The sequence below is a fragment of the Lysinibacillus sp. FSL K6-0232 genome, from assembly GCF_038008325.1.
Lineage (GTDB): Bacteria > Bacillota > Bacilli > Bacillales_A > Planococcaceae > Lysinibacillus.
In genome coordinates this window covers 2413333-2436743 of the sequence record NZ_JBBOYW010000001.1, presented here as the reverse complement: position 1 = coordinate 2436743, position 23411 = coordinate 2413333, and the positions used below count along the sequence as shown (strand labels likewise).

The 23411-nt window shown below is 38.7% G+C and carries 28 protein-coding genes; 22 read left to right on the top strand and 6 right to left on the bottom strand.

Translation table 11 applies throughout. From position 1 onward, the window contains the following. Nucleotides 1-9 precede the first annotated feature (9 nt). Entirely contained in the window at nt 10-1431 is a 1422-nt protein-coding gene (locus MHB42_RS11885; RefSeq protein ID WP_340806385.1) for an aldehyde dehydrogenase family protein, read from the bottom strand. A gap of 126 nt (nt 1432-1557) precedes the next feature. Further along, nucleotides 1558-2565: a LacI family DNA-binding transcriptional regulator gene (locus MHB42_RS11880; RefSeq protein ID WP_340806384.1), complete on the bottom strand. Its 1008-nt coding sequence runs from the start codon at nt 2563-2565 to the stop codon at nt 1558-1560. A 272-nt stretch (nt 2566-2837) separates the two neighbouring features. Between MHB42_RS11880 and MHB42_RS11875 the strand changes: the two genes are divergently transcribed. From MHB42_RS11875 to MHB42_RS11845, 7 genes are read left to right on the top strand one after another with little or no spacing between them, the layout of a single operon-like run. Continuing rightward, nucleotides 2838-4475: an AMP-binding protein gene (locus tag MHB42_RS11875; RefSeq protein WP_340806383.1), complete on the top strand. Its 1638-nt coding sequence runs from the start codon at nt 2838-2840 to the stop codon at nt 4473-4475. Next, nucleotides 4468-5271 carry an enoyl-CoA hydratase/isomerase family protein gene (locus MHB42_RS11870; RefSeq protein WP_340806382.1) on the top strand — a complete coding sequence of 268 codons (804 nt, stop codon included), beginning with the start codon at nt 4468-4470 and terminating at the stop codon, nt 5269-5271. The genes MHB42_RS11875 and MHB42_RS11870 overlap by 8 nt, the downstream gene beginning before the upstream one ends. Before the next feature lie 33 nt (nt 5272-5304). Further along, nucleotides 5305-6603, top strand: a complete 1299-nt coding sequence (locus MHB42_RS11865; protein WP_340806380.1) for a GntP family permease — start codon at nt 5305-5307, stop codon at nt 6601-6603. 34 nt (nt 6604-6637) lie between these two features. Continuing rightward, nucleotides 6638-7048, top strand: coding sequence for an acyl-CoA thioesterase (locus MHB42_RS11860; RefSeq protein WP_340806379.1), 411 nt, complete (start codon nt 6638-6640; stop codon nt 7046-7048). Next, entirely contained in the window at nt 7045-8238 is a 1194-nt protein-coding gene (locus MHB42_RS11855) for a thiolase family protein (protein ID WP_340806378.1), read from the top strand. The genes MHB42_RS11860 and MHB42_RS11855 overlap by 4 nt, the downstream gene beginning before the upstream one ends. 11 nt (nt 8239-8249) lie before the next feature. Then, nucleotides 8250-9092 (top strand): 3-hydroxyacyl-CoA dehydrogenase family protein, encoded by an 843-nt coding sequence (locus MHB42_RS11850; protein ID WP_340806376.1) that lies wholly within the window; start codon nt 8250-8252, stop codon nt 9090-9092. A 27-nt stretch (nt 9093-9119) separates the two neighbouring features. Next, nucleotides 9120-10217, top strand: a complete 1098-nt coding sequence (locus tag MHB42_RS11845; protein ID WP_340806374.1) for an acyl-CoA dehydrogenase family protein — start codon at nt 9120-9122, stop codon at nt 10215-10217. A gap of 57 nt (nt 10218-10274) precedes the next feature. On the opposite strand, the gene MHB42_RS11840 is transcribed toward MHB42_RS11845, so the two are convergent. After that, nucleotides 10275-11246 carry a DUF1385 domain-containing protein gene (locus MHB42_RS11840; RefSeq protein ID WP_340806372.1) on the bottom strand — a complete coding sequence of 324 codons (972 nt, stop codon included), beginning with the start codon at nt 11244-11246 and terminating at the stop codon, nt 10275-10277. A gap of 111 nt (nt 11247-11357) precedes the next feature. Here MHB42_RS11840 and MHB42_RS11835 point away from each other — a divergent pair, with 111 nt between their 5' ends. The 14 genes from MHB42_RS11835 to MHB42_RS11770 all read left to right on the top strand — a co-directional run bounded on the left by MHB42_RS11835 (nt 11358) and on the right by MHB42_RS11770 (nt 20774). Further along, nucleotides 11358-11783, top strand: a complete 426-nt coding sequence (locus MHB42_RS11835; RefSeq protein WP_340806370.1) for a hypothetical protein — start codon at nt 11358-11360, stop codon at nt 11781-11783. Nucleotides 11784-11845: 62 nt separating this feature from the next. Further along, a complete protein-coding gene (gene aroQ / locus MHB42_RS11830) occupies nt 11846-12280 on the top strand; it encodes a type II 3-dehydroquinate dehydratase (RefSeq protein ID WP_340806368.1) in 435 nt (144 codons plus the stop codon). 2 nt (nt 12281-12282) lie between these two features. Beyond that, the gene (locus MHB42_RS11825) at nt 12283-13344 is read left to right on the top strand and encodes a M24 family metallopeptidase (protein WP_340806367.1); all 1062 of its coding nucleotides are present in this window, start codon (nt 12283-12285) and stop codon (nt 13342-13344) included. Between the two features lie 17 nt (nt 13345-13361). Beyond that, nucleotides 13362-13919: an elongation factor P gene (gene efp, locus MHB42_RS11820; RefSeq protein WP_340806366.1), complete on the top strand. Its 558-nt coding sequence runs from the start codon at nt 13362-13364 to the stop codon at nt 13917-13919. Between the two features lie 316 nt (nt 13920-14235). Continuing rightward, the gene (locus MHB42_RS11815; protein ID WP_340806364.1) at nt 14236-15246 is read left to right on the top strand and encodes an NAD(P)H-dependent flavin oxidoreductase; all 1011 of its coding nucleotides are present in this window, start codon (nt 14236-14238) and stop codon (nt 15244-15246) included. 91 nt (nt 15247-15337) lie between these two features. Then, complete coding sequence (locus tag MHB42_RS11810; RefSeq protein WP_012295089.1) at nt 15338-15547, top strand: hypothetical protein; 210 nt, start codon at nt 15338-15340, stop codon at nt 15545-15547. Nucleotides 15548-15552: 5 nt separating this feature from the next. After that, nucleotides 15553-15930 carry a hypothetical protein gene (locus MHB42_RS11805; protein ID WP_340806352.1) on the top strand — a complete coding sequence of 126 codons (378 nt, stop codon included), beginning with the start codon at nt 15553-15555 and terminating at the stop codon, nt 15928-15930. Between the two features lie 12 nt (nt 15931-15942). Next, a complete protein-coding gene (locus tag MHB42_RS11800; protein WP_340806351.1) occupies nt 15943-16854 on the top strand; it encodes a stage III sporulation protein AE in 912 nt (303 codons plus the stop codon). Nucleotide 16855: 1 nt separating this feature from the next. Beyond that, entirely contained in the window at nt 16856-16999 is a 144-nt protein-coding gene (locus tag MHB42_RS11795) for a hypothetical protein (protein WP_340806349.1), read from the top strand. 95 nt (nt 17000-17094) lie between these two features. Then, nucleotides 17095-17481 carry a hypothetical protein gene (locus MHB42_RS11790; protein WP_340808583.1) on the top strand — a complete coding sequence of 129 codons (387 nt, stop codon included), beginning with the start codon at nt 17095-17097 and terminating at the stop codon, nt 17479-17481. Further along, entirely contained in the window at nt 17482-18036 is a 555-nt protein-coding gene (locus tag MHB42_RS11785; protein ID WP_340806348.1) for a SpoIIIAH-like family protein, read from the top strand. Between the two features lie 201 nt (nt 18037-18237). Further along, nucleotides 18238-18735, top strand: coding sequence for an acetyl-CoA carboxylase biotin carboxyl carrier protein (gene accB / locus MHB42_RS11780; protein WP_340806347.1), 498 nt, complete (start codon nt 18238-18240; stop codon nt 18733-18735). A 14-nt stretch (nt 18736-18749) separates the two neighbouring features. After that, complete coding sequence (gene accC, locus MHB42_RS11775) at nt 18750-20117, top strand: acetyl-CoA carboxylase biotin carboxylase subunit (protein ID WP_340806346.1); 1368 nt, start codon at nt 18750-18752, stop codon at nt 20115-20117. A 243-nt stretch (nt 20118-20360) separates the two neighbouring features. Then, a complete protein-coding gene (locus MHB42_RS11770) occupies nt 20361-20774 on the top strand; it encodes an Asp23/Gls24 family envelope stress response protein (RefSeq protein WP_340806344.1) in 414 nt (137 codons plus the stop codon). Nucleotides 20775-20900: 126 nt separating this feature from the next. Here MHB42_RS11770 and MHB42_RS11765 read toward each other — a convergent pair whose 3' ends face one another. From MHB42_RS11765 to MHB42_RS11755, 3 genes are all read right to left on the bottom strand, one after another. Continuing rightward, nucleotides 20901-21182 (bottom strand): hypothetical protein, encoded by a 282-nt coding sequence (locus tag MHB42_RS11765; protein WP_340806343.1) that lies wholly within the window; start codon nt 21180-21182, stop codon nt 20901-20903. Between the two features lie 3 nt (nt 21183-21185). Then, nucleotides 21186-21350, bottom strand: coding sequence for a hypothetical protein (locus MHB42_RS11760; protein ID WP_340806342.1), 165 nt, complete (start codon nt 21348-21350; stop codon nt 21186-21188). Between the two features lie 204 nt (nt 21351-21554). After that, nucleotides 21555-22724, bottom strand: a complete 1170-nt coding sequence (locus MHB42_RS11755) for an MFS transporter (protein WP_340806340.1) — start codon at nt 22722-22724, stop codon at nt 21555-21557. 298 nt (nt 22725-23022) lie between these two features. Between MHB42_RS11755 and nusB the strand changes: the two genes are divergently transcribed. Then, the gene (gene nusB / locus MHB42_RS11750; RefSeq protein ID WP_340806339.1) at nt 23023-23406 is read left to right on the top strand and encodes a transcription antitermination factor NusB; all 384 of its coding nucleotides are present in this window, start codon (nt 23023-23025) and stop codon (nt 23404-23406) included. Nucleotides 23407-23411: the final 5 nt, after the last annotated feature.

Sequence of the window (23411 nt, the reverse complement as noted above, 5' to 3'; positions counted from 1 at the left end):
TAATTCTCCTTACGATTGATTCCAAACAATCAGCTTTGTTTCGGTCATTTCATGGATAGCGTATTTAATCCCTTCTTTTCCTGTACCGCTTTCTTTTACCCCGCCATAGGGCATTTGATCAACACGATAAGTTGGAATGTCATTAATAATGACACCGCCCACCTCCAATGCCTTTGAGGTCATAAAAGCAGTTTGAATATTATTCGTAAAAATGCCAGCCTGCAATCCATAATGTGATTTATTGATGGCTTCAATTCCTTCTTGTATGCTCGTTATTCGATTAACAATCACAATAGGTGCAAATACTTCCTGACAGGATACCTTTAGGTGATCTGCAACATTCGTTAAAATAGTAGGTAACAATATACGATTTTGCAGTTTTCCACCTGTAGCTAATTCGGCTCCATTTGCCAATGCCTCATTAATCCAATCAAGCGCACGAATCTCTTCATTTGCATGAATTAATGAAGAAATATCTGTAGTCATTTCTAAAGGATCGCCTAGCACAAGCTTCTCAGTCTGGACAACGAATTTAGCAAGAAATTCATCATACAGTGTATCCATTACATAAATGCGTTGAAGTGAAATACATACTTGCCCTTGGTTAGAGAAAGAGCCCACAACACATTTTGAAACAATTTCATCAAGATTTACTTGCTCATCAATAAGTAAGCCTGCATTGGAACCAAGCTCCAAGGTAACTTTTTTCAAGCCTGCTCGCTTGCGAATATCCATACCTACAGCTGGGCTCCCAGTAAAGGTAATCATATTGATATGGTCACTTTCAATTAGTACGTCACCTACAAGTTTGCCACTGCCTGTAATGACATTGAAAGCTCCCTTTGGTAAAGAGGTTTGCTCAATTAGCTCTGCTAAAAATAAAGCAGATAGGGGAGTTTGCGATGCTGGCTTAAGAATAATCGTGTTTCCAGCAGCAATTGCAGGTCCTACCTTATGAGCAACCAAGTTTTGAGGAAAGTTGAATGGTGTAATGGCAGCTACAACACCAACAGGCTGTTCAAGTGTGTAACCAAACCGATTATTGCCATTTTTAGCAGCATCCATTGGGACTATTTCACCCACTAAACGTTTGGCTTCCTCTGCCGCAAATTTATAGGTTTCGATTGTACGCTCTATTTCGAGTAGAGCATATTTGAGTGGCTTTCCTGCTTCTAAGGCAATGATTTGGGCTGCTTTTTCTTTGTGTTGTATAAAAAGTTGCACCAACTGCTCCAAGACCTGTGCTCGTTCATAGGTTGTCGTATTGGCAACTGCTGCTTTTGCTTTATAAGCAGCCTGAATGGCCTTTTTAACATCCTCTTCGCTAGCCTGAGGGATTTCAGCAATCTTCTGTCGGGAATAGGGAGCATATAAAGAAGCATAGTTAGCGGTAGATTCCCATTGCCCGTCTATATATAAATTTTTTTTCATCCTTATAAACCTCCTAGGATTATTTATTGATGGTTACGTATTCATTTTTGACAACAATAAAAAACAACTGTACAAGAGAGAAAATAAAAATGGTTACGTATTCATTCGATGATAAAAAGAAACAAACTATTTAATAGTTTGTTTTGGGGCACCTGTTGTGCGCCTATTAAATACTTTAACAGGCTTTGTAATACGAACGCAACTATTTTTTTTATTTTCAATCATTTCAAACAATTCTTTAATAGCTAAAAATCCTAAATTCTCTTCTAAAATGCTACCGACTGTTGTTAATTGAATCATTCCATGCTTACTTAAATCCACATTATCAATGCCTATGATACTGATATCATCTGGTACTTTTAAATTTTTTGTGATGAAGCAATCGAGTAAATGAAGAGCGATGGAGTCCGTTGCTGCACAGATGCCTGTTGGCTGCTGACCTAGTGAAGTTATATGTTGAAAGAGACCTTGAATGGATTGTTTCGACGTATCTATTGTAAAAATATAATCATCATTTTTAGCGATATTATAATCCTCAAGCGCCTTTAAAAACCCTGCATATCGCTCCTTGAATGTGCTGCGATTTTGTGGACCACCAACCCAAGAAATAGCCGTATGTCCAAGCTCCAGCAAATGCTGAGCAGCTAAGTAACCAGCATAAAAATTATCAATCTCTACAAAAAATTCATTGTTTTTATGTCTTCGATTGTACGTAATAAATGGGATATCGAGTTGCTTTAATTTAAAAAACATTGGGTCCTCCCAAAAAATGCATGAGAGAATAACACCATCTACTTTATTTTCAAGAATAGACGTATATGCCTCTTGCAAGCGATCGTCATCTACATATTGGACATGTACCCGATAGCCCTGCTCGTTTGCATAGTTAATAATAGCTGTTGTTGTGTCAACAAAAAATGGGTTATGGATAGGGCCAGACAAAAGGGCTATCGTTTTCGTTTTATTTTGTACAAGAGAGCGAGCATTGGCATTTGGAATATAATTCAATTCCTCAATAGCACGCATCACTTTATCTATTGTAGGTTTTTTAACTAGTTCTGGTGTGTTGAGTACACGTGAAACAGTTGTTTGTGATACCCCTGCTTTCTTTGCTACATCTTTAGATGACACCATGGTAAATTCCTCCTTCTCATAATTTTAATATAGTTGAATTAGCGTAAATATACAACAGCCGCCTGATGATAAGCACTAGAAATAGAGGGGAGAATGAAAAAAAATAGTCAATGTAGAAAGCTGCATTTTAGCTAGAAAACATATAGAAAGAAGAAATTGTAAAATATTTAATTTTCAAAAAACTGTTGACTTTTTTCTAAACGGAAACATATATTAATACTTGTACAGAGCAGAAATTAAAATGAATACGTAGTCATAAGGAGGAGTTTTATTTGATAAATCAATATAAAGAACAACCTTTACATGAAAATTTACGTCAGCATGCAAAAATTCGCCCGCATCAAGATGCCATTATTTATTATGGGAAGCGTATTTCATATCAAGAATTAGACGAACTATCGGATCGATTCGCTGTATTTCTACAAAAACAAGGGATTAAAAAGGGTGATAAAGTAGCTCTCTATATGCAGAACTGTCCACAATATATTATTTGCAGTCTTGGTATACAAAAAATTGGAGCCATTGAAGGTCCGTGCAGCCCTATGTTTAAAGAGTGGGAGTTGGAATATGAGATAAAGGATTTAGGGGCAAGGGCTATTGTTACACTCGACCATTTATATGGCGTTGTTAGAAATATAAAGGATCAAACAGATTTAGAGCATATTATTGTTACCAATTACACAGATTTTTTACCAGAAAAGCCAGTTCCTTTATTTCCAGAACCAATTATTTCAAAGGAAAAAATAGAGGGCACATGTGATTTAATGAGCATTTTACAGCAAGAAATTGACGAAGTGCCTGCTATAGCTATTGATATGGAAAATGATATTTGTTTAATTGTTTACACTTCGGGTTCAACGGGTTTGCCAAAAGGTGCCATGCTCTCTTATGGTAACGCTTTCTATAAAACAAAGGGTGTGGCAGCATGTTATGGCTTTCAACATGATGATATTCATTTAAGTGTAATGCCGATGTGTCATATTGCTGGTAAGCTCTTTAGCGTGAATGTACCTATTTTTACAGGGGGAACGATTGTTATTTTAACAAGGTACTCTGCGGAGGCTTTAATAGAGGCAATTGAAACGTATAAAATTTCTGTTACATATACTGTAACGCCAATGAATGTCGATATCATGAACCTACCAAATGCTCAAGCTATTGATTTTTCAACATTAAAAATTTGCCAATGTACAAGCTTTGGTATTCCGTTAACAGAAGATATTATGCGTGCTTGGACAGCATTAACAGATGCTACGATTTTTGAAATCTCCTATGGTTCAAGTGAAACACATACGGCTGATACAGTTATGCCGCTTGATGATATTGTAGCTGGTGGACATGGTAAACCATTACCGGGTTCAGAGATTCGTATTGTCAATCCTGAAAATACGGATGAAGATATGGCAGTCGGGCAGCTGGGAGAAATTCTGATTAAAAGTCCTGCTGTATTCAAAGGCTATTTGAATAAGCCAGAGGCGACACGAACAGCAATTCAAAATGGTTGGCTGCATACAGGTGATATTGGCTTTATCGATGAACGAGGCCATCTATTTTTCCAAGGGCGTAGAAAAGAGCTGATTAAATGCTCAGGCTATAGTGTATTTCCAGAAGATGTAGAGGTAATGCTCGTAAGACATCCAGCTGTAAGTGCTGCCGCTGTCATCGGTATTCCAGATGCAAAACGAGGTGAAAGTGTAAAGGCCTTTATTGTATTGAAAGATGAATATGCTGGCACTGTCACAGAACAGGACATTATTGCGTGGAGTAAAGAGAAGATGGCGAGTTATAAATATCCACGGAGTATCGAATTTAGAGAGAGCCTTCCTCAAACGGCTACTGGAAAGCTACTTCGTCGAGTGCTAGTAGATGAGGAATTACAACAAAGAGGAGAGAATGAAGCAAATGGCTAATTATCCAAACGTAGTAGCTGTCACGATAGAGAATCATATAGCAACTGTTCAAATCAATCATCCACCATTAAATGTTTTAGGAAAAAAGGTTGTAGAAGGTTTATTGCATGCTTTCCAACAAATTGAAAAAAATGATACGATCAGAGTTGTGATTTTAACAAGCGCTGGACAAAAGGCGTTTATGGCTGGTGCTGATATAAAAGAATTTCCAACATGGCTAGGGGATAAGCAGATGGATAGACATGTTTATGCAAATCATCAGCTCTATAATTATATTGATCGTTTCCCTAAGCCTACAATTGCTGTATTAAATGGTCTGACGCTTGGTGGAGGGTGTGAATTAGCATTATGCTGTGATTTTCGAATTGCTGAACAGCATGCAAAAATAGGACTGCCTGAAATTAATTTAGGTATTTTCCCAGGTGGGGGAGGTACACAGCGATTACCAAGATTGATTGGCATGTCGAAAGCAAAGGAGCTTATATTTTTCGGAGGAAGTATTGACGCGCAGGACGCCTTTACACTTGGCTTAGTCAATAAGGTAACCGCTTCCAATGAAGGGCTTACTGGTGCTAAGGAGTGGGCGAAGCAGTTGGCGATGAAGTCAAGCTATACGCTTAGCAAGATAAAGGAGGCTATGATGTATGGCGCTGATCATTCTATAGCGGAAGGAATTCAGCATGAGGCAGAACTATTCTATGATGTCTTTCAACATCCAGATGCCTTTGAAGGAGTTGGCGCATTTATCGAAAAAAGAAAGCCAATGTTTAATCAACATACGAAGGTAGAAGAATAAAAATACTATAGGAAAAACAAAAGGAGGTAACCTATGAGCGTAATTATGTTAATGATTGGCTTAGCCATTTTGATTTATATGACCGTTCGAGGAATCAACATCATTATTAGTGCTATTATAGCGAGTGTATTTGTAGCCATAACGTCTGGTCAGGATGTTGTGGAAGCCATGACGGGAACATATATGAATGGTTTTACAGGCTATTTTGCATCCTATTTCTTGCTCTTCTTACTAGGGGCTGTTTTTGGTAAAGTGATGGGAGAAACAGGGGCCGCAGAATCCATTGCAACATGGGTTATGAAAGTGATTGGACCGAAAGGCGCTGTTATGGCTGTTGTATTAGCCTGTGCTATTATGACCTATGGTGGCGTATCATTGTTTGTTGTTGGTTTTGCTGTGTATCCTCTAGCAGTTTCATTGTTTAGAACAGCCGATTTGCCAAGACGGTTTATACCAGCAGCTTTGGTGTTTGGTTCGGTAACGTTTACGATGTTTTTACCAGGTTCACCTGAAATTCAAAACATTATGCCAACAGAATTTTTTGGAACAACCCCGTATTCAGGCTTTTGGATTGGAATGATTGTTTCTATCTTTAATTTTGCAGTAGGGTCTTTATGGTTACACTTTGCGATCAGTCGCTCCGTTAAAAGAGGCGAAAAGTTCGAAGCACATGCTAGTGATGCAGAATTAAATGAAAGAGAAAAAGAGAAATTACCAAGTATCTTCTTAGCAATACTTCCAATTGTCGTCGTAGTGGCTGGAATGGTTACGTATTCACAAATGTTTTCCGCAACCTCAGCAGCTATTTTTGCTTTACTAGGGGCAATCGTTGTTGCCTGTGTAACGATGTTTAGATATATTACAGACTTTTGGCGAGTTTTAGAGCGTGGAGCAAATGATGCTATTTTGGCAGCATGTAATACGAGTGCGGTCATTGCCTTTGGGAAAGTAGCGGCTGTTACATCTGGCTTTACACAAATTGTAGACGCAGTGTTACAAATTCCAGGACCGCCATTATTAAGCCTAGCAATCTGTATAAATTTAATAGCAGGTTTAACAGGTTCAGCATCAGGTGGTTTAGGAATTGCTCTTCCGATTTTATCGCCAATTTACTTAAATATGGGCGTTGATCCAGGCGCATTACATCGTGTTTCTGTTATGGCATCAGATGGCTTGGCATCACTTCCTCACAATGGTTATATTGTGACAACGATTAAAAATATTTGTCATGACACCTTTAAACGAGCCTATTTGCCTGTTGCGATGATGGCCGTCGTTCTAACGATGTGTGCCACAGCCCTAGCAATTATTTTATTTACACTATTCACATAATATTTTTTCAATTTTATAGATAAGGAAGGTGCTTATGTTTACAACAGTTATTACACCACGAGTATCCGAAACGGATGGAATGGGTCATATTAATAATACCGTTGTACCTATTTGGTTTGAAGCTGGTCGAAAGGGTATTTTTGAAATTTTTACACCTACGCTATCCTTTGATAATTGGAAGTGTGTTGTCGTTAATTTAAACGTTGATTACATCAATGAAATTCACTATGGACAAGATGTCACGATCCATACGTATATCAAAGAAATTCGGAACTCTAGCTATCTTATTGAGGAAGAAATGTATCAAAACAACCAATTATGTAGTAGAGGAACAGCTACCTATGTCAATTTTAACAAGACAACTAGAAAAGCAGAGCCTATTCCAGAGGAGCTACGTCAGCAATTAGAAAAGCATAAAAAGAATAATGAGGGAGTAGGTGGATGAAATTGAATAAGGTATATATTGTATCAGCTTTAAGAACAGCAGTCGGTAGATTTGGTGGAAGCTTAAAATATTTCAATTCCTCTGATTTATCAGCTGCTACGATAAAAGCGCTCATAGAAAATGTAGAAATACCCTTGGAACAAATTGACGAGGTTATTATTGGCAATGTCTATCAAGCAGGGGGGAAGGGAAATCCTGCTCGGCAAGCTGCGATAAAGGCAGGTCTTCCAAAATCCATCCCTGCTATGACGGTTAATAAACAATGCGCATCAGGTATGCGTTCGGTGTCGTTAGCCTATCAACAAATCAAAGCTGGTGAAGCGGAAATTATACTCGCGGGTGGCACAGAAAGCATGAGCAATGTTCCGCATATTTTATTAGACGGTCGCGATGGTAAAAAAATGGGGTCTATGCATCTAGAAGATAGCTTATTATATGATGGCTTGATTTGTGCAATGGAAAACTATCATATGGGCATTACGGCAGAAAATTTAGCACAACAATACAATATTTCAAGGGAAGAACAAGACCAGTTTTCAGTCAATAGCCAAAATAAAGCATTAAATGCTATTCAGCAAGGGTTATTTGAAAAGGAAATTGTCCCAATTGAAGTGAGTCCCTCTAAATGGTTTACAAAGGATGAACATCCTCGTGAAACGACAGTCGAGGCTTTGAAAAATTTAAAACCTGTCTTTTTAAAAGAGGGTGGCACTGTCACGGCTGGAAATTCTTCTGGCTTGAACGATGGAGCTTCTATTATGTTAATCGTTTCGGAACATGCACTAAGGAAATATAATTTGCAGCCGCTTGCAGAAATTATTTCAGTAGCTTCGGCAGGTGTCGAGCCAAGTGTGATGGGCATTGGTCCTGTACCTGCTACACGGAAAGCTTTAGAAAAGGCAAATTTAACACTAGAGAGCATAGATTTAATTGAACTAAATGAAGCTTTTGCCGCACAGGCTCTAGCTGTGATGAAAGAATTAGATATGAATCCTAATATTGTGAATGTCAATGGTGGCGCTGTGGCATTAGGGCATCCTGTTGGTAGTTCAGGCTCTCGTATTATCGTGTCCTTAGTTCATGAGTTACAAAAACGAAACTTATCATATGGATTGGCAACGTTATGTATTGGAGGCGGACAGGGAGCCGCTGTTATTATAAAAAATGTACAGGATAACTTAGCAGAATAGGAGATGAACATATGGAGCAACAAGTAATGGTCGTTGGTGCAGGTTTAATGGGAAGTGGAATTGCGCAAGTATTTGCTTTAGCTGGTTTTCAGGTGATTTTAACAGATCGAACAGAGGCTGATTTGGCTAGAGGAAGAAATTATATTACAAAGAGTATTCAATCAATGCTAAAAAAAGAAAAATATACACTAGAAGATGAGCAGAAAATTTATGCAAATATTCATTATACATCAGATATAAAGCTTGGGAAAAATGTTGATTTAGTCATTGAAGCCGTTCCAGAAAAATTAGCTATTAAACAAGAGGTATTTAAAATGCTAGATGAGATAGTTCAGCCGAACGCTATCTTAGCAAGTAATACTTCCTCCCTGTCTATTGCAGCTATTGGCTCTGTGACAAAAAGACCTGAGAAAGTAATTGGTCTACATTTTTTTAGCCCAGTGCCAATTATGAGATTGTTGGAAATTGTCACATCTATTGAAACGTCTGAAGAAACATTAAAGCGTGCGCAGCAGTATGGCAAGGAAATTCATAAAGAAACCGTTATTGCACAGGATTATCCAGGCTTTATTGTGAATCGTATTTTATTACCAATGATGAATGAAGCTGCATATCTTGTGATGGAAGGGACAGCCCCAGAGGAGGTAGATCGAGGCTTGATGCTTGGTGCGAATCATCCAATTGGACCGCTACGTTTAGCGGATCAGTGTGGTTTGGATACGACTTTATATGCATTAGAAAGCTTGTACGATGGATTTAGCGATTCTAAATATCGACCATGCCCATTGTTAAAGAGAATGGTAGAGGCAGGGCATTTAGGGCGTAAATCAGGTAAAGGCTTTTATGATTATTAATGGATAAGAAGGAGAGGGTTATTCTGTATGCTAGCAATAGGACATGTTATTGAAAAAATACAAGCTAATGCACAACAAGTTGATGAAATGCAAAGCTTTCCTCATGAAAACTTTCATTTATTAGCAGATGAAGGGCTGTTTGGTTTACATATTGCCAAAAAATATGGTGGTTCCGAGCAATCCTTTTATGCAAGTGCTCAGGCGGTGGAAGAAGTAGCGAAAGTATGTGCCTCAACTTCTGTTTTATTATGCACACAGGCGTTAACAACTTGTTTACTAGATTTAGGAGGCAATGAGGAGCAAAAAGCTAATTATTTACGTGCATTAGCGGAGGGCAAGTATCCGGGAGCGTTTTGTGTAACGGAGGAACAAGCTGGCTCAGATGTTGCGAATATTCAAACGCAAGCAGTGTATGACGAGGGTAGCTATATTCTCACTGGAGAAAAGTGTTTTATTACAAATGCTGGAGAAGCGGGCGCTTATTTAGTATTAGCACGAACAGGAGAGCATCCTACTAGGGGGTTGAGCTTCTTTATTGTAGATGCTGCTGCTTCAGGCTTGGAGTTTGGTGAATGTGTAAGGACACTTGGGGTAAGAGGATCAAGTGTAGGTACTGTTATTTTCGATCAGGTACGTGTGCCAAAAGATAATCTGCTAGGGAGTGAAGGGTCTGGCTTTAAGCTATTAATGAAGACATTCAATAGAAGTAGAACATTAGTAGGTGCACAAGGAGTTGGTATTGCGAAGGGGGCTTTTCAAATTGCACTCGATTATTTAAAAGCACGCAACCAATTTGGCAAACCATTGAGTGAACAGCCGATGATTCAAGGTATGCTAGCAGAGCTAGGCACGAAAATTGTGACGGCAGAGCTGTTAGTAAAGGCGGCTACTGAGCATATTGACGGGCAGACAGATGAGATGGAAAAATATGCATCAATGGCAAAATACTATGCTACAGATGTGGCGATGCAAGTGACGACAGATGCTGTACAGCTTCTGGGAGGAAACGGATTTACAACAATGTATCCGCTTGAAAGAATGATGCGTGATGCAAAAGTAACGCAAATCTATGATGGAACGAATCAAATCCAGCGTGTTATTATTGCTAGACAATTATTAAAATAAGAAAGAAAAACCTCGAATAGGACACGTTTTATGAACGTGTTCACTATTCGGGGTTTTTTAATCATGATGCAATGTTGCTGCGATTTCAGGTTTTTGTTCTACTTGACGTAGCATATTAAAGGATGCAATGGCTACTTCTACTTGATCGTCCTTTGGCTCGCGTGTTGTTAGTAATTGCAGCCATAAACCAGGGTAGCCAAGGAAGCGTAGCACAGGAAGGTTACGGCAAGCATTTGTTGCTTGTAATACTTCAAATGAAACGCCTAGGACAACAGGGATTAATAAAATACGGTCTACAATGCGTAGCCATAGTGGGTCAGTTGGCACGAAGAAGTATAAAAACATGCCGACAAAGACTGTGAAAAGGATAAAGCTACTACCACAACGATAGTGTAGACGTGATTGTGCTTGGACATTTTCTACTGTAATATCTAAGCCTGCCTCATAGCAGTTAATTACTTTGTGTTCAGCGCCATGGTATTGGAATACGCGTTTGATTAATGGCGTTAAAGAGATAAAGTATAAATAGATTAATAGTAATAGTAGTTTAAAACCACTTTCTAGTAAAATTTGTCCTGTTTTGCTGTCAATCCATTTGGAGAAAAAATCAGCGAGAAACACAGGAATCAGTGTAAAGGCAAATTTTCCAAATAAAAAGGATAGCACACCAACTACAGCAACTCCTAAGATCATTTGAAGCTTTGAGCCTTCTTCTTTATGGTCTTCTTCCTCACCAGGTGTTACATCATAACGATCTCCTGCAAATTGCATATGACGTGAGCCTAGGCCCGCTGATTCAATAAGGGCAACAACGCCTCGTACAAATGGTATTTTTTTAAGCTTTTGTAACATCGGTTTTTGTACTTTTTTAAAATGATAATAATCAATAGAATCATCGTTACGACGAATAGCCGTAACCGTATGTTCCTTTCCTCCGAACATCACACCCTCTAATTGTGCCTGTCCCCCGTATACAGGTGAATTGCTCAAGACCAACACCACTCTCTTTATATATTTCAACTGTATCATTGTACTAAATTTAGTGAAAAACCTCTAGAGTTACGCATAGTAAATTTTCTATATGGCTACACTAATCATACATTTTAGGCAATGATTTGTATGTGAAAAGGAGGATATACTGTGAGAGTAGCCGTGATTACAGCCCTAGTTAGCGCTTTTGTTTTGGCGTTGTGCTTAAAGGGGCTACATTATTTTCATCTTATTAAATGGCATCCAATTGGCTTTTATAAAAAGTGGAACTGGTTTGAAGAAAGCTCAAAATTATTTCAGTGGACTCTTTTTATTTTTCTGCTCTTTATTATTGGCTTATGCTTATATTTAACAATGCGCTATGTGTATGTGATTCCAGCCGTGTTTTCCTCGTTTTTACTAGGAGTTTTGGTGACGATTTCCATCGAGTGGATAGCATTAGATTTACCATTACAGCTTTCTTCCTTTAAAAAGCTGTCGATTCCATTTATCGTGATTGTAATTTGTCTATTGCGTTTTTTATTAGAAACCGCCAATTTTCATCAGCAGGAGCATACAGCACAAAAAGGAAATTAGTTGCTGTATGCGCCGTGTATGATAAAATAAATGACAAGTACATAGAAAGAGGGAATCGAAGCGTGAAGTTATTATGTTTGAATGGACCTAACTTAAATCGACTGGGCAAAAGAGAACCACATATTTATGGCTATGAAACATTAGATGATGTTCGGGAGAATCTTCAAAATCTTGCGGCTTCTTTAGGAGCTACAGTGGAATTCCGTCAATCCAATCATGAAGGGGTACTCGTTGATTGGGTGCATGAAGCGGAGGACGAAAAATACGATGGTATTATTTTTAATCCTGGTGCATATACCCATACAAGTATCGCACTACATGATGCGATTGCAGGGATTGCTGTGCCAGTAATTGAAGTACATATTTCGAATATCCATAAACGTGAAGCTTTCCGTCATCATTCCTATCTTGCTCCAGCCTGCCTTGGGCAAATTTGCGGGCTAGGTACGAAAGGCTATGAGCTGGCACTACGTACATTTATTGAGAGGGAGAATTGATTATGTTGAAATTACAAAAGCTACGTAAGGCACTTCAAGAACAAAACATCGATGGCATTTTAATTACAAATGGCTATAACCGTCGTTATATGACTGGTTTTACAGGGACAGCAGGCGTAGCAATTGTATCCCAAAATGATGCGGTGTTTATTACAGATTTTCGTTATACAGAGCAGGCTACTGCACAAGTACAGGACTTCCGAATTGTTCAGCATGAAGCAACAATTATTGAAGAAATTGCTAAACAGGTCAATGAAATGGGTATCAAATTATTGGGCTTTGAGAAAGATACTGTCAGCTATGGCACATATGAACTGTATAAAGCAACTATTCAAGCTGATTTAGTGCCGATTTCTGGACTAATTGAAAAAATTCGCTTGATTAAGACGGAACAAGAGATTAATATTATTAAGGCTGCGTGTGAAATTGCTGATCACGCATTTACACATATTTTAGGCTTCATCAAGCCCGGTAAAACAGAGCTTGAGGTTTCGAATGAATTGGAATTTTTCATGCGTAAACAAGGAGCAACTCAGTCTTCGTTTGATACAATTGTTGCGTCTGGTCTTCGTTCAGCATTACCGCATGGCGTTGCAACGGATAAAGTAATTGAAAAGGGCGACTTTGTAACATTAGACTTTGGCGCACTCTACAATGGCTATATTTCGGATATTACACGTACGGTGGCAGTTGGAGAACCATCTGAAAAGTTAGTAGATATGTACAATGCAGTCCTTGCTTCACAGCTATTGGCACTTGAAAAAGTTGGCCCTGGCTTAACAGGTATTCAAGCGGATGCGATTGCACGTGACTACTTAAAGGAACAAGGATATGGCGAAGCATTTGGTCATTCTTTAGGACACGGTATTGGTCTTGAAGTACATGAAGGCCCTGGCTTGTCAATGCGTTCTGATACAGTATTAGAGCCAGGTATGGCCGTGACGATTGAACCAGGCGTTTATTTACCAGGAATCGGTGGCGTCCGTATCGAGGATGATATTTTAATTACAGAAACAGGTAATGAACGACTGACACATTCGTCAAAAGAACTTATTATTTTATAAACTTTGGAGGAACACAAATGATTTCAGTAAACGATTTCCGTACAGGTCTAACAATTATTGTGGATGGCCAATTATATCGCGTATTAGATTTCCAACACGTAAAACCAGGGAAGGGTGCTGCATTCGTGCGCTCTAAATTACGTAATCTACGTAATGGCTCTGTGAATGAAAAAACATTCCGTGCTGGTGAAAAAGTAGAGAAAGCACAAATTGATAACCGTAAAATGCAATATTTATATGCACAAGGTGACGAGCATGTATTTATGGACTTAGAATCATATGAGCAAACTGAGCTATCTTCAAATGCGATTGAATATGAATTAAAATTCCTAAAAGAAAACATGGAAGTGCATATCCAATCTTACCAAGGTGAAATGCTGGGTGTTGAATTACCGAACACTGTTGAGCTAGAAGTAACAGAAACAGAACCAGGTATTAAAGGTGATACAGCTTCAGGCGGTACAAAACCTGCAACACTTGAAACAGGTCTTATCGTACAAGTACCATTCTTCGTGAACCAAGGCGATGTATTAATCATTAACACAGAAGAAGGTTCTTACGTTTCTCGTGCATAATCAATATAAATATGTAGCCTGCTCTTTTTGCTAAAAGGGTGGGCTTTTATTTTATCTCGTATTAGCAAATATTTTTGTGCGAAGGCGACAAGCTGTAAAACCCACACGGATTAAAGATTTACTCTATAGCGGCAAATAGAAGCTTAGATGGAGCATAATTGATTTTTTCTTATACATATCACGTAAAAACTATTGGGGATTGTGCCATTGGATAGAGGAACGGTCACTTTTTTCTCGACAACCTTTAGCTTTCTATCATTAGATAGATGGTCAACGTTGGAAAAAGTGTTTACAATAGTAGTAAGGAGTGAGGGACATGTTACAAAAAATATTTGATATTCAATATCCAATTATTCAAGCACCAATGGCAGGCGTAACAACACCAACATTTGTGGCGGCTTGTGCTGAGGCGGGGCTATTAGGCTCAGTTGGTGCGGGTTACTTAGATGGCGAGCAAACAAAGCAATTTATTCAGGAAGTAAAGAAGTTAACGACAAAGCCTTTTGCAGTCAATTTATTTGTGCAAGAGGAGCCACAAATTGATATTGAGGTTTTACAACAAGCGCGTATGGCACTACAACCCTTTTATGATGAACTAGGACTATCACCTGTACAAAGTGTTGTGTCCAAAGAAGTTTTTGCAGGGCAGGTGCAAGCGATTATTGAGGAAAAGGTAGCCATTTGCTCCTTTACATTTGGCATTCCATCAGCCGAGGTTCTGCAACAGTTTAAGGACAATGGTATTTATACAATTGGTACAGCTACTACATTAGAAGAGGCAAAGCTTGTCGAGCAGGCAGGGGTAGATGCGGTTGTTTTACAGGGCGGAGAGGCTGGCGGTCATCGAGGCTCCTTTACGACAGCACCAGTGGAACTAATTCCTTTAGATGATTTACTACAGCAGGTAGCTGGGCAAATTACCATTCCAATTATTGCAGCAGGTGGACTTGTGACAAAAGAAGCCATTCAGAGAGCATTGGCAAACGGAGCACAAGCGGTTCAAATTGGCACAGCCTTACTCGTAGCAGAGGAATGTGAAATTTCGCCATTGTATAAAAATGCAGTATTGGCGTCGAAAGAACAGCAAACAACGGTTACGCGTGCATTTACAGGCAAACCAGCGAGAGGCTTAGCAAACACGTTTACACAGCAGATGCAGGATGCAACAGTAGCGCCCTATCCATTACAGCACTATTTAACAACAACGATTCGGAAGGAAAGTGCGGAGCAAGGCAATGCTGAATATTTATCGATGTGGATGGGAGAAAAAAGCTATCTCATTCAGCAAACAGGCACTGTTAAAAGCATTGTGGACAAGCTACTCTAAAAATTTTTGTCAAGAAGACTTCTATACATATGTATAGAGGTCTTTTTTTTTGTAGAGCAACATATATTGCTGTACACGAGGGGGCGTAGGAATGGAATTACAAGACGTATTAAGAGTTGCTGGAGTGGGACTAGTTGTTGCGCTTCTTCATGTTTTCTTTGATCAAACAGGGAAGAAGGAGTTCTCATTTTTCTTATTTTTTATTGCCTACTTATATATGACAGCAGAACTGCTCCGTTTTTTACGTCTATTTTTCAATGAAATTCTCACATTTTTCCAATGGCTAACATCATCTGGGTAGTGTAGATGGAAATTGTACTTGTTGCTGTTGTCATGCTGCTTTTATTACTGCTGATAAAAGAAGTTATACAGCCACTCCATGCGCTAATTAGTGTTATGTTTTCATTTTTGCTTTTTAGCATGTTGTTCTCGACACTTTTATTGCCATTTATGAAGCAGCTTTTAGAAACCTTGGCGTTTCTGCCTTATGCAAAAGCGATTTTAATAAGTGCTAGTTTGTTCTATGTAGGACAATGGGTGTCATTGCTGCTTGTAGAGCATCACTATAAAGTGCTCGGGAACATCGTTTTTGCCGCAGCGAAGATTGTGATTTTGATGTATTGGTTCAAAGAATTTTTGGCTGTTCTACAGGAGGTGTCGTCTATTTTACAAAGGCTAAACTAAGGAGCGAGGCCATTGCAGGAGCAAATACTATCGTTTTTAATCGACCCATTCTTTCTCTTGCTCAAGATGACACTCATGTTATGCAGCTATGTCGTCATTATATTAATTGTCAATATGGTCATACCAGCATTTGAAAAAGGGACAAGGATACTCTTTTTTCTAATTGTTTTAGCAACGATTGGTCCTGTTATTGTTAATTCCTTTACATTAATTGATGAAATTGCACAAGGACTAGCCCATTTATTTACAGCATTCTACCCGATTCTAACGTCAAGCTTTCTGCTATCCAGCAGTATTACAGCCATTGCCTCTTGGCAGCCCTTTTTACTGTTTTTTGTACAAGTTCTTACAATTGTTAGCAGTAAATGGCTTATTCCTGGCGTGCTTTTTGCCATTGTTTTTGATGTATGCAGTGTCATTGTGAAAGAAATATCTTTTACACGTATCGCAGAATTGATTCGCTTTACGATTATGAGCATCGTTTCTGCCTCTGTTATATGCTATGTGCTATTAGTGACGGCAAGCGGTGTAGCAGCATTTAGTGTCAATGCCGCTGTAGCAGAGCCTGTTAAAAAATTAATTGAAGAAAATATTCCTGTTGTCGGGTCTTTTATTGTTGATAGCTTTTCCATGTTTCAGCATATGACACAATTTACATCCTCCATTACAAGTATTAGTGCCTTTATCGCTGTTATTACAGTGTCCTTTATTCCAACCATTCAACTAATTGTTAGTGCCTATTCATTAAAAATGCTGGCTGCTATTTTAGAGCCGATTGCTTTTGATGATATTTGTCGATTGCTTGATCAAGTAAGTAAATCACTCTTTACGCTATGTGCTGTATCATTTTTGATTGCTTTTTCATTTATGTTTTCTTGTTTTTTCCTGATTGTGTTTGTACAAGTAATGGCAGGGGGGAGATAGAGTGATTCTGTTAGTAGCATTGCTTTTTATATGCCAGCTATTTATCTTTTTAACGGATGATAAAGATATCATTTCACTCACCAAATTGGTCATTACATTAGTATTTTTACAATTGCTATTAAAGATTCCATTTATCAATTCATAGGAAGAAACAAGCGTACATACACTTGAAAAAGAGAAGATGAAAGGAGGCCATGTACAAGTGATGTGGAAAAGACACGCAAAAAAACAACGTCATTGATGGTTTTCATACTTATAACTGCCTCCGTGGGAATTTTCATCATTTTACCAATGTATCAAACGAATTCAACAAACGACAAGCAATCGCCGCTCACAAATGAAGAAAAATTGGAACAAACATTAAAGGCTATGGAAGGTGTTGGGGAGGTCAAAGTCTATTTTTATTATGGAGAGATGACAGATGAGCAGGGTGACAATAAACTATTTAGCCAATATTTTCGAGGGACTGAGCAGGGCACAAAAAACGTAACAGGTATGTTAGTTGTGTCAGAAGGTGCGTCCGATATTTTTGTGAAAAATGAAATTCGTGCAGTTGTGAGTCAGGTGATGCAGCTGCCAATTCATCGAATTATTATTGTTCCAATGGAAAATAAGGAGGAAAAGTAAATGCGCGTACGTAGAAGAACAGTTTGGTTTATGACATTATTAAGTTTAGTAGCAGTTATTTCAGTCTATTATTTGGTTGATCCAGCAAAGCAGTTTAATGGGCTTACTATTTTTACGGATGATACATTACAGCAAACAGCCGTAACAGGTGTAACAGATCAGGAAGCAACAAACGATGTCACACAAGAAGTATCCTCACCAAGTCATCTATTTGAAGAAATGCGTATGCAAGTTAGTGATGAAAGAAGTCAGCTTCGTGAGCAATTAACTCAAAAAATTGCATCAGAGGAATATTCTGCTGAGGAGAAAAACGAGGCATTTAATGAAATGGATGGTCTGATTAAGCGCGAATCAGCAGAAGCGATGCTTGAAATGCTCATTAAATCATTAGGTTATTCTGATGCATTTGTTCGTGCTGACGGCGAAAAAATTTCTGTTACAGTGATGGCGGAGGAACTATCAAAGGCGCAAGCAAATGAAATTATTTATCTTGTTAGAACAGAGATGGAAGGCGCGAGTGATGTACAAGTAAAGTTCAGTGCTAATAATTATTAAAAAGTGCAGAAAAGTACAAATATTTAGTTTACTTTTAAAACATTGTTATATAGCAGCGCTATGAAAAGGCTTTCGTTTAGTAAAAGAAAGCCTTTTATTTTGTTCATATTTACTTAATTTTCATTTAACTATTTCAAATTGATTCGAAAAAATATAGAATAGTTAGTGGTAGTAGATTTTATTTCAGAAGGAGAGTTAGAAATGTTCAAAATTCAAGAAATTCGTGAAATTATTAAATTAGTCGATGCGTCTTCCATTGATGAGTTTGTTTATGAAGTAGATGGCGCAAAAGTAAAATTAAAGAAAAATAATGCTGTAGTGACAGAAACTGTAGCACCTAAAAAGGAAGTAGCGGCTCCTGTTGTACAACAAACTGCACCAGTAGAAGCACCAGCAGCACCAGCGCCAGCTAAGGTAGAGGAAGCGCCAGCTGCAGCACCTGCAACCAATGACCCATCGTTACATAAAATTGTATCTCCAATGGTTGGGACGTTCTATCAAGCACCAAACCCAGATTCACCAGCTTATGTAAAAGTAGGGGACAAAGTAGGCAACGAAACAATTGTATGTATCGTAGAGGCGATGAAATTATTCAACGAAATCGAAGCAGAGGTACAAGGGGAAATCGTTGAAGTGCTTGTAAAAGACGGAGAATTAGTAGAATACGGTCAACCATTATTCCTTGTAAAAGCTGAGTAAGGAGTGCAAAACCCATGAAAAAAGTGTTAATTGCCAACCGCGGCGAAATCGCTGTGCGTATTATTCGTGCTTGTAAAGAGCTAGGCATTCAATCGGTGGCTGTCTACTCGGAGGCAGATGCAGACGCATTACATGTGAAATTAGCCGATGAAGCATATTGTATCGGACCAAAATTATCAAAAGATTCATACCTTAGTTTTCCAGCCCTGCTAAGTGTGGCTGAAAAAACAGGGGCAAATGGGATCCATCCAGGTTACGGATTTGTCGCTGAAAATGCTGATTTTGCAGAGGCATGTGAAAACGCAGGCATTAAATTTATCGGACCATCCTCTGACTCCATTAAAATTATGGGGATTAAGGATGTTGCTCGCACAACAATGGAAGCAGCAGGCGTGCCGCTTGTGCCGGGGACAGGCATTGTACCCGATATTGAAACAGGAAAAGAGTGGGCAGCGAACATCGGCTACCCTGTCATTATTAAAGCAACGGCTGGCGGCGGCGGAAAAGGGATTCGTGTCGCGCGTACAGAGGAAGACCTTGTCAAAGGCATTGATATTACGCAAAAAGAGGCGGCTGCAGCATTCGGCAACCCGGGCGTGTATTTAGAGAAATTTATCGAGTATTTCCGTCACTGTGAAATCCAAGTGCTTGCAGATAGCCATGGCAATGTGGTGCATTTAGGCGAGCGTGACTGCACGGTACAGCGTCGTATGCAAAAGCTAGTGGAGGAAGCGCCATCCCCAGCATTATCGGAGGAGCGTCGCGCAGAAATGGGCGAGGCAGCGGTCAAAGCAGCAAAAGCATGTAACTATGAAGGTGCAGGGACAATTGAGTTTATTTACGATTATCAGGAGGACAAGTTCTACTTTATGGAAATGAATACACGTATCCAAGTAGAGCATCCTGTCACAGAAATGATTACAGGCGTTGACCTTGTCCAGCAACAATTAAAGATTGCCTCTGGTGAGGCATTACCATTTCAACAAGAGGATATTCAAATAAAGGGTTGGGCGATTGAATGCCGTATTAATGCAGAGAATGCCTATAAAAACTTTATGCCATCAGCAGGCACGGTGGAAACCTATGTGACACCAGGTGGCTATGGCGTTCGTATTGATTCGGCTGTGTATGCAGGCTATACGATTCCACCATACTACGATTCAATGGTCGCAAAGCTGATTGTGCATGCAGATACACGTGAAGAGGCGATTGCGAAAATGAACCGTGCCCTTAGCGAATTCGAAGTAGCGGGCCCTGGTATTCATACAACGATTCCATTCCACCAAGCACTGATGAACAATGATGTCTTCAAATCCGCACAATTCAATACAAAGTTCTTGGAAGAGAATGATGTGTTAGGTGTAGCTGAATCAGTTAAGTAAGCGTTTGCGATTTTAAAACCTTCTAACTTTTAGTAGTTAGGAGGTTTTTGTTTATTTGAATTACTGGTGTTAAATGTATTGATTAGATTGTGAAAGTTATCGAATAAAAAATAGGCTTTATCGCCCAATTTTTTAAATTTATCGGATAAAATGGCTTTCGACAGCCAAACGTTCTTTTTTATAGTATAATAAATGTAAGTACAGCATTTGTTTGTGATGTGCAAGGGAAAGGATGATATTTGTATGGCAGAGAAAGTAGGACAATCTTTCGTACAACCAACACCTTCTGGAAAAGAAGAGCTGGGGAAAATAGAGGTTGCGGCTGAAGTAATCGAGATTGTAGCGGGAATCGCAGTAAATGAGGTTGAAGGTATTGCTGCAACGCGTGGCAATATTGCTACAGGTGTTGCTGAACGTTTTGGCAAAAAAGTACACAATAAAGGTATTAAATCAGGTGTAACAGAAACTGGTGATATTGCAATCGATGTATTTTGCTCTGTGAAATATGGATATACCATTCCTAAGGTCGCAAAGGAAGTACAAACGCAAATACGTCAAGCAATTTTTCATATGACGGCACTCGAAACAGCGGAAGTGAATGTACATATTACAGGCATTCATTTTGAAAAAGAAGAAGCAACAGCACAGGAATCATAAATAAGCAATTTGATAAAATAACATAACACATTTAATTAGGCTACTTAGTAACCGTATTCTACGGAGTTAAGTAGCCTAAATTGCTGATGAATGATGTCTTTTGAATCATCCTTTGCTTTTAGGAAGTTAGTTAGTAATTTTAAGTAAGTCATCTAAATCGCCTTTAACAAGTTCATATTCTTTTGCGTGAATGTTCAGCATTTCATCTTTAGAAATTAATAGATTAATGGGATTAGTAGGATGATCGTTATCAGTGAAAACTATTTTATAATAGGAGTTCGAAGCATCCGAGCTTTTAAATAATGTCCGCTTTACCTCCCAATTATTTAACATGCTGCGTACTTCCTTATATAACGCATCCTCTTTAGTTGCGATTAATATACTTTTGTTATCGACACCACCATTCATTTCTCAAACAGCAATACTGTCAACAACTTCTTCAAATTTATCAGGGTTTGTAACGAGTTCATCTACAAGACTCTTTGTTCCATATTCTGCATAAAATAGAATACCAGCTATACAAAGGGCAAGAATAGTGGCTACAACTACCAGGTTAAATCGCTTACTTCTTCGCATAACGTAGCACCTCCCAAGTTGTGAAAATACATCTTCTGGTTTATTTTACCTAAATTTCAGAAAGAAGTGAAATAAATCTATTTCTCTTCTGTCTGTGAGCATAGAAAAACCTCTAAAATGACGTTGTGTGTACACACTCACCTTAGAGGTATTTTATGTGATATAGATGAACCCACTTCCTATGATAAGGGGCAATCCTTTGTCTTATAATTCAATATGTTTGGGCTTTCGCCAAAACATCGCTAATATTACGCCAAGCGCTAAAACGATGGTTGCAAAATAATATGGATAGTTTAAATCGATATCGAATAATTTACCACCTAAAATAGGTCCGAATATATTGCCAAGGCTTGTAAACATGGAGTTCATGCCCCCAACAAAGCCTTGCTCATTGCCTGCGATTTTAGATAAATAGGATGTAATGGCAGGGCGTATTAAGTCGAAGCCTACAAAAATAAAGAATGTCACAAATAATATAGCGAAATAATGACTAACAATCGTCATCGCAAATGTTAAAACAGCTGATAAAATAAGCGAGTAGCGAATAACATTGATTTCTCCCATTTTCTTTGTTAGCCAATCAAATAGCATTAATTGTGCCAATGCACCAATAATACCGCTTCCTGTAATAATAATGGCGATATCTGTTGGTGTGAAGGTAAATTTATGGTCAACAAATAAGCTAAAAAGCGATTCGAAGGCTGCAAGACCAAACGATAGCACAAAAATAAGAATAAATGGAATAAAATAAAGCGGGGTAAACACTCGCTTGACGCTGCCAAGCATAGAAGGTGTAGCCTCCTCCTTGTCTTCAACACGCGTTGGTTCCTTTAAGAATGATAGTGATAGAAGGGCGGCGATAAAGCCTAGTACCCCAGCAGCATAAAAGGGAATACGTGTCCCATATTCAGCTAAAAATCCACCAAGCCCAGGCCCAATAATAAACCCTGTACTAATTGCTGCACTCATATAGCCAAGAGCCTTTGGACGCTGTGCCATTGTTGTAATATCCGCAATATAGGCAGTTACCGCTGGCATAATAAAGGCTGCGCTAATGCCACCTAGCATACGAGAGATAAATAAAACTTCAACTGAGCGGCCAAGCCCAAATAGTAGCTCTGAAAGACCAAAAATAAAAAGACCTGCGACAATCATGACTTTACGACCGATACGATCGACCAATTTCCCTGCAATTGGCGATACAATTAGCTGTGTAATGGCAAAGGCTGCTACCATAAAGCCAACGACAGAGCCTGAAATATGAAGCTCATTCATAAGAGTTGGCAGTACAGGAATTACTAAGCCAATACCTAAAAAGGCAATAAAGAGATTGGATAATAAAATTGCTAGTGTTACATGTTGTTTCTTGCTCATAACTTTCTCCTTTAAAACGATATCTAGAATATGTCCATGTAATACAATAACCCCTATAGTAACTATAGGGTCAAAGGATTTGTTTATATTTTTTCATTGCTTGAGGTTTTAGGAAAAGCTTCTTCATGAGGAATCGCCAATTGTCTGTGTGCAATGCTGCTACTTGATTGGTGAAAAATAAATAGTTAATTTAGGTAAAAAAAGGTTTCAGATTATTGAAAACTTGCTTGAAATCGTGTTTCTCTGGCGATTTTATGCTATTATAAACGTTAATGCCACTTAAGAAGGAGAGCTTTACATGAAACGACATGAGGCACGCGAAAAAGCGTTGCAAGTATTGTTTCAGCTAGACAATACAGATTTAACAGTTGAAGAAGCAATGGCCCATATTAAAGGTCAACCGACAAATGTCTTCTACGAAAAGATTGTTACTGGAACAGCTGAACATTTGGAGGAAATTGATGCTACTTTAGAGCAGCATCTTGAAAAGTGGTCACTTGCTCGTCTGCCGAAAATTGAAAGAACGGTTTTACGCCTAGCTGTATACGAGCTATTGTACATGCCTGAAACACCAAAAAGAGTAGTGCTGAATGAAGCAATTGAGTTATGTAAAACATTTGGCGATGATGGGTCATCTAAATTCGTCAATGGTGTACTTTCTAAATTTACAGAACAAGAATAATGTGT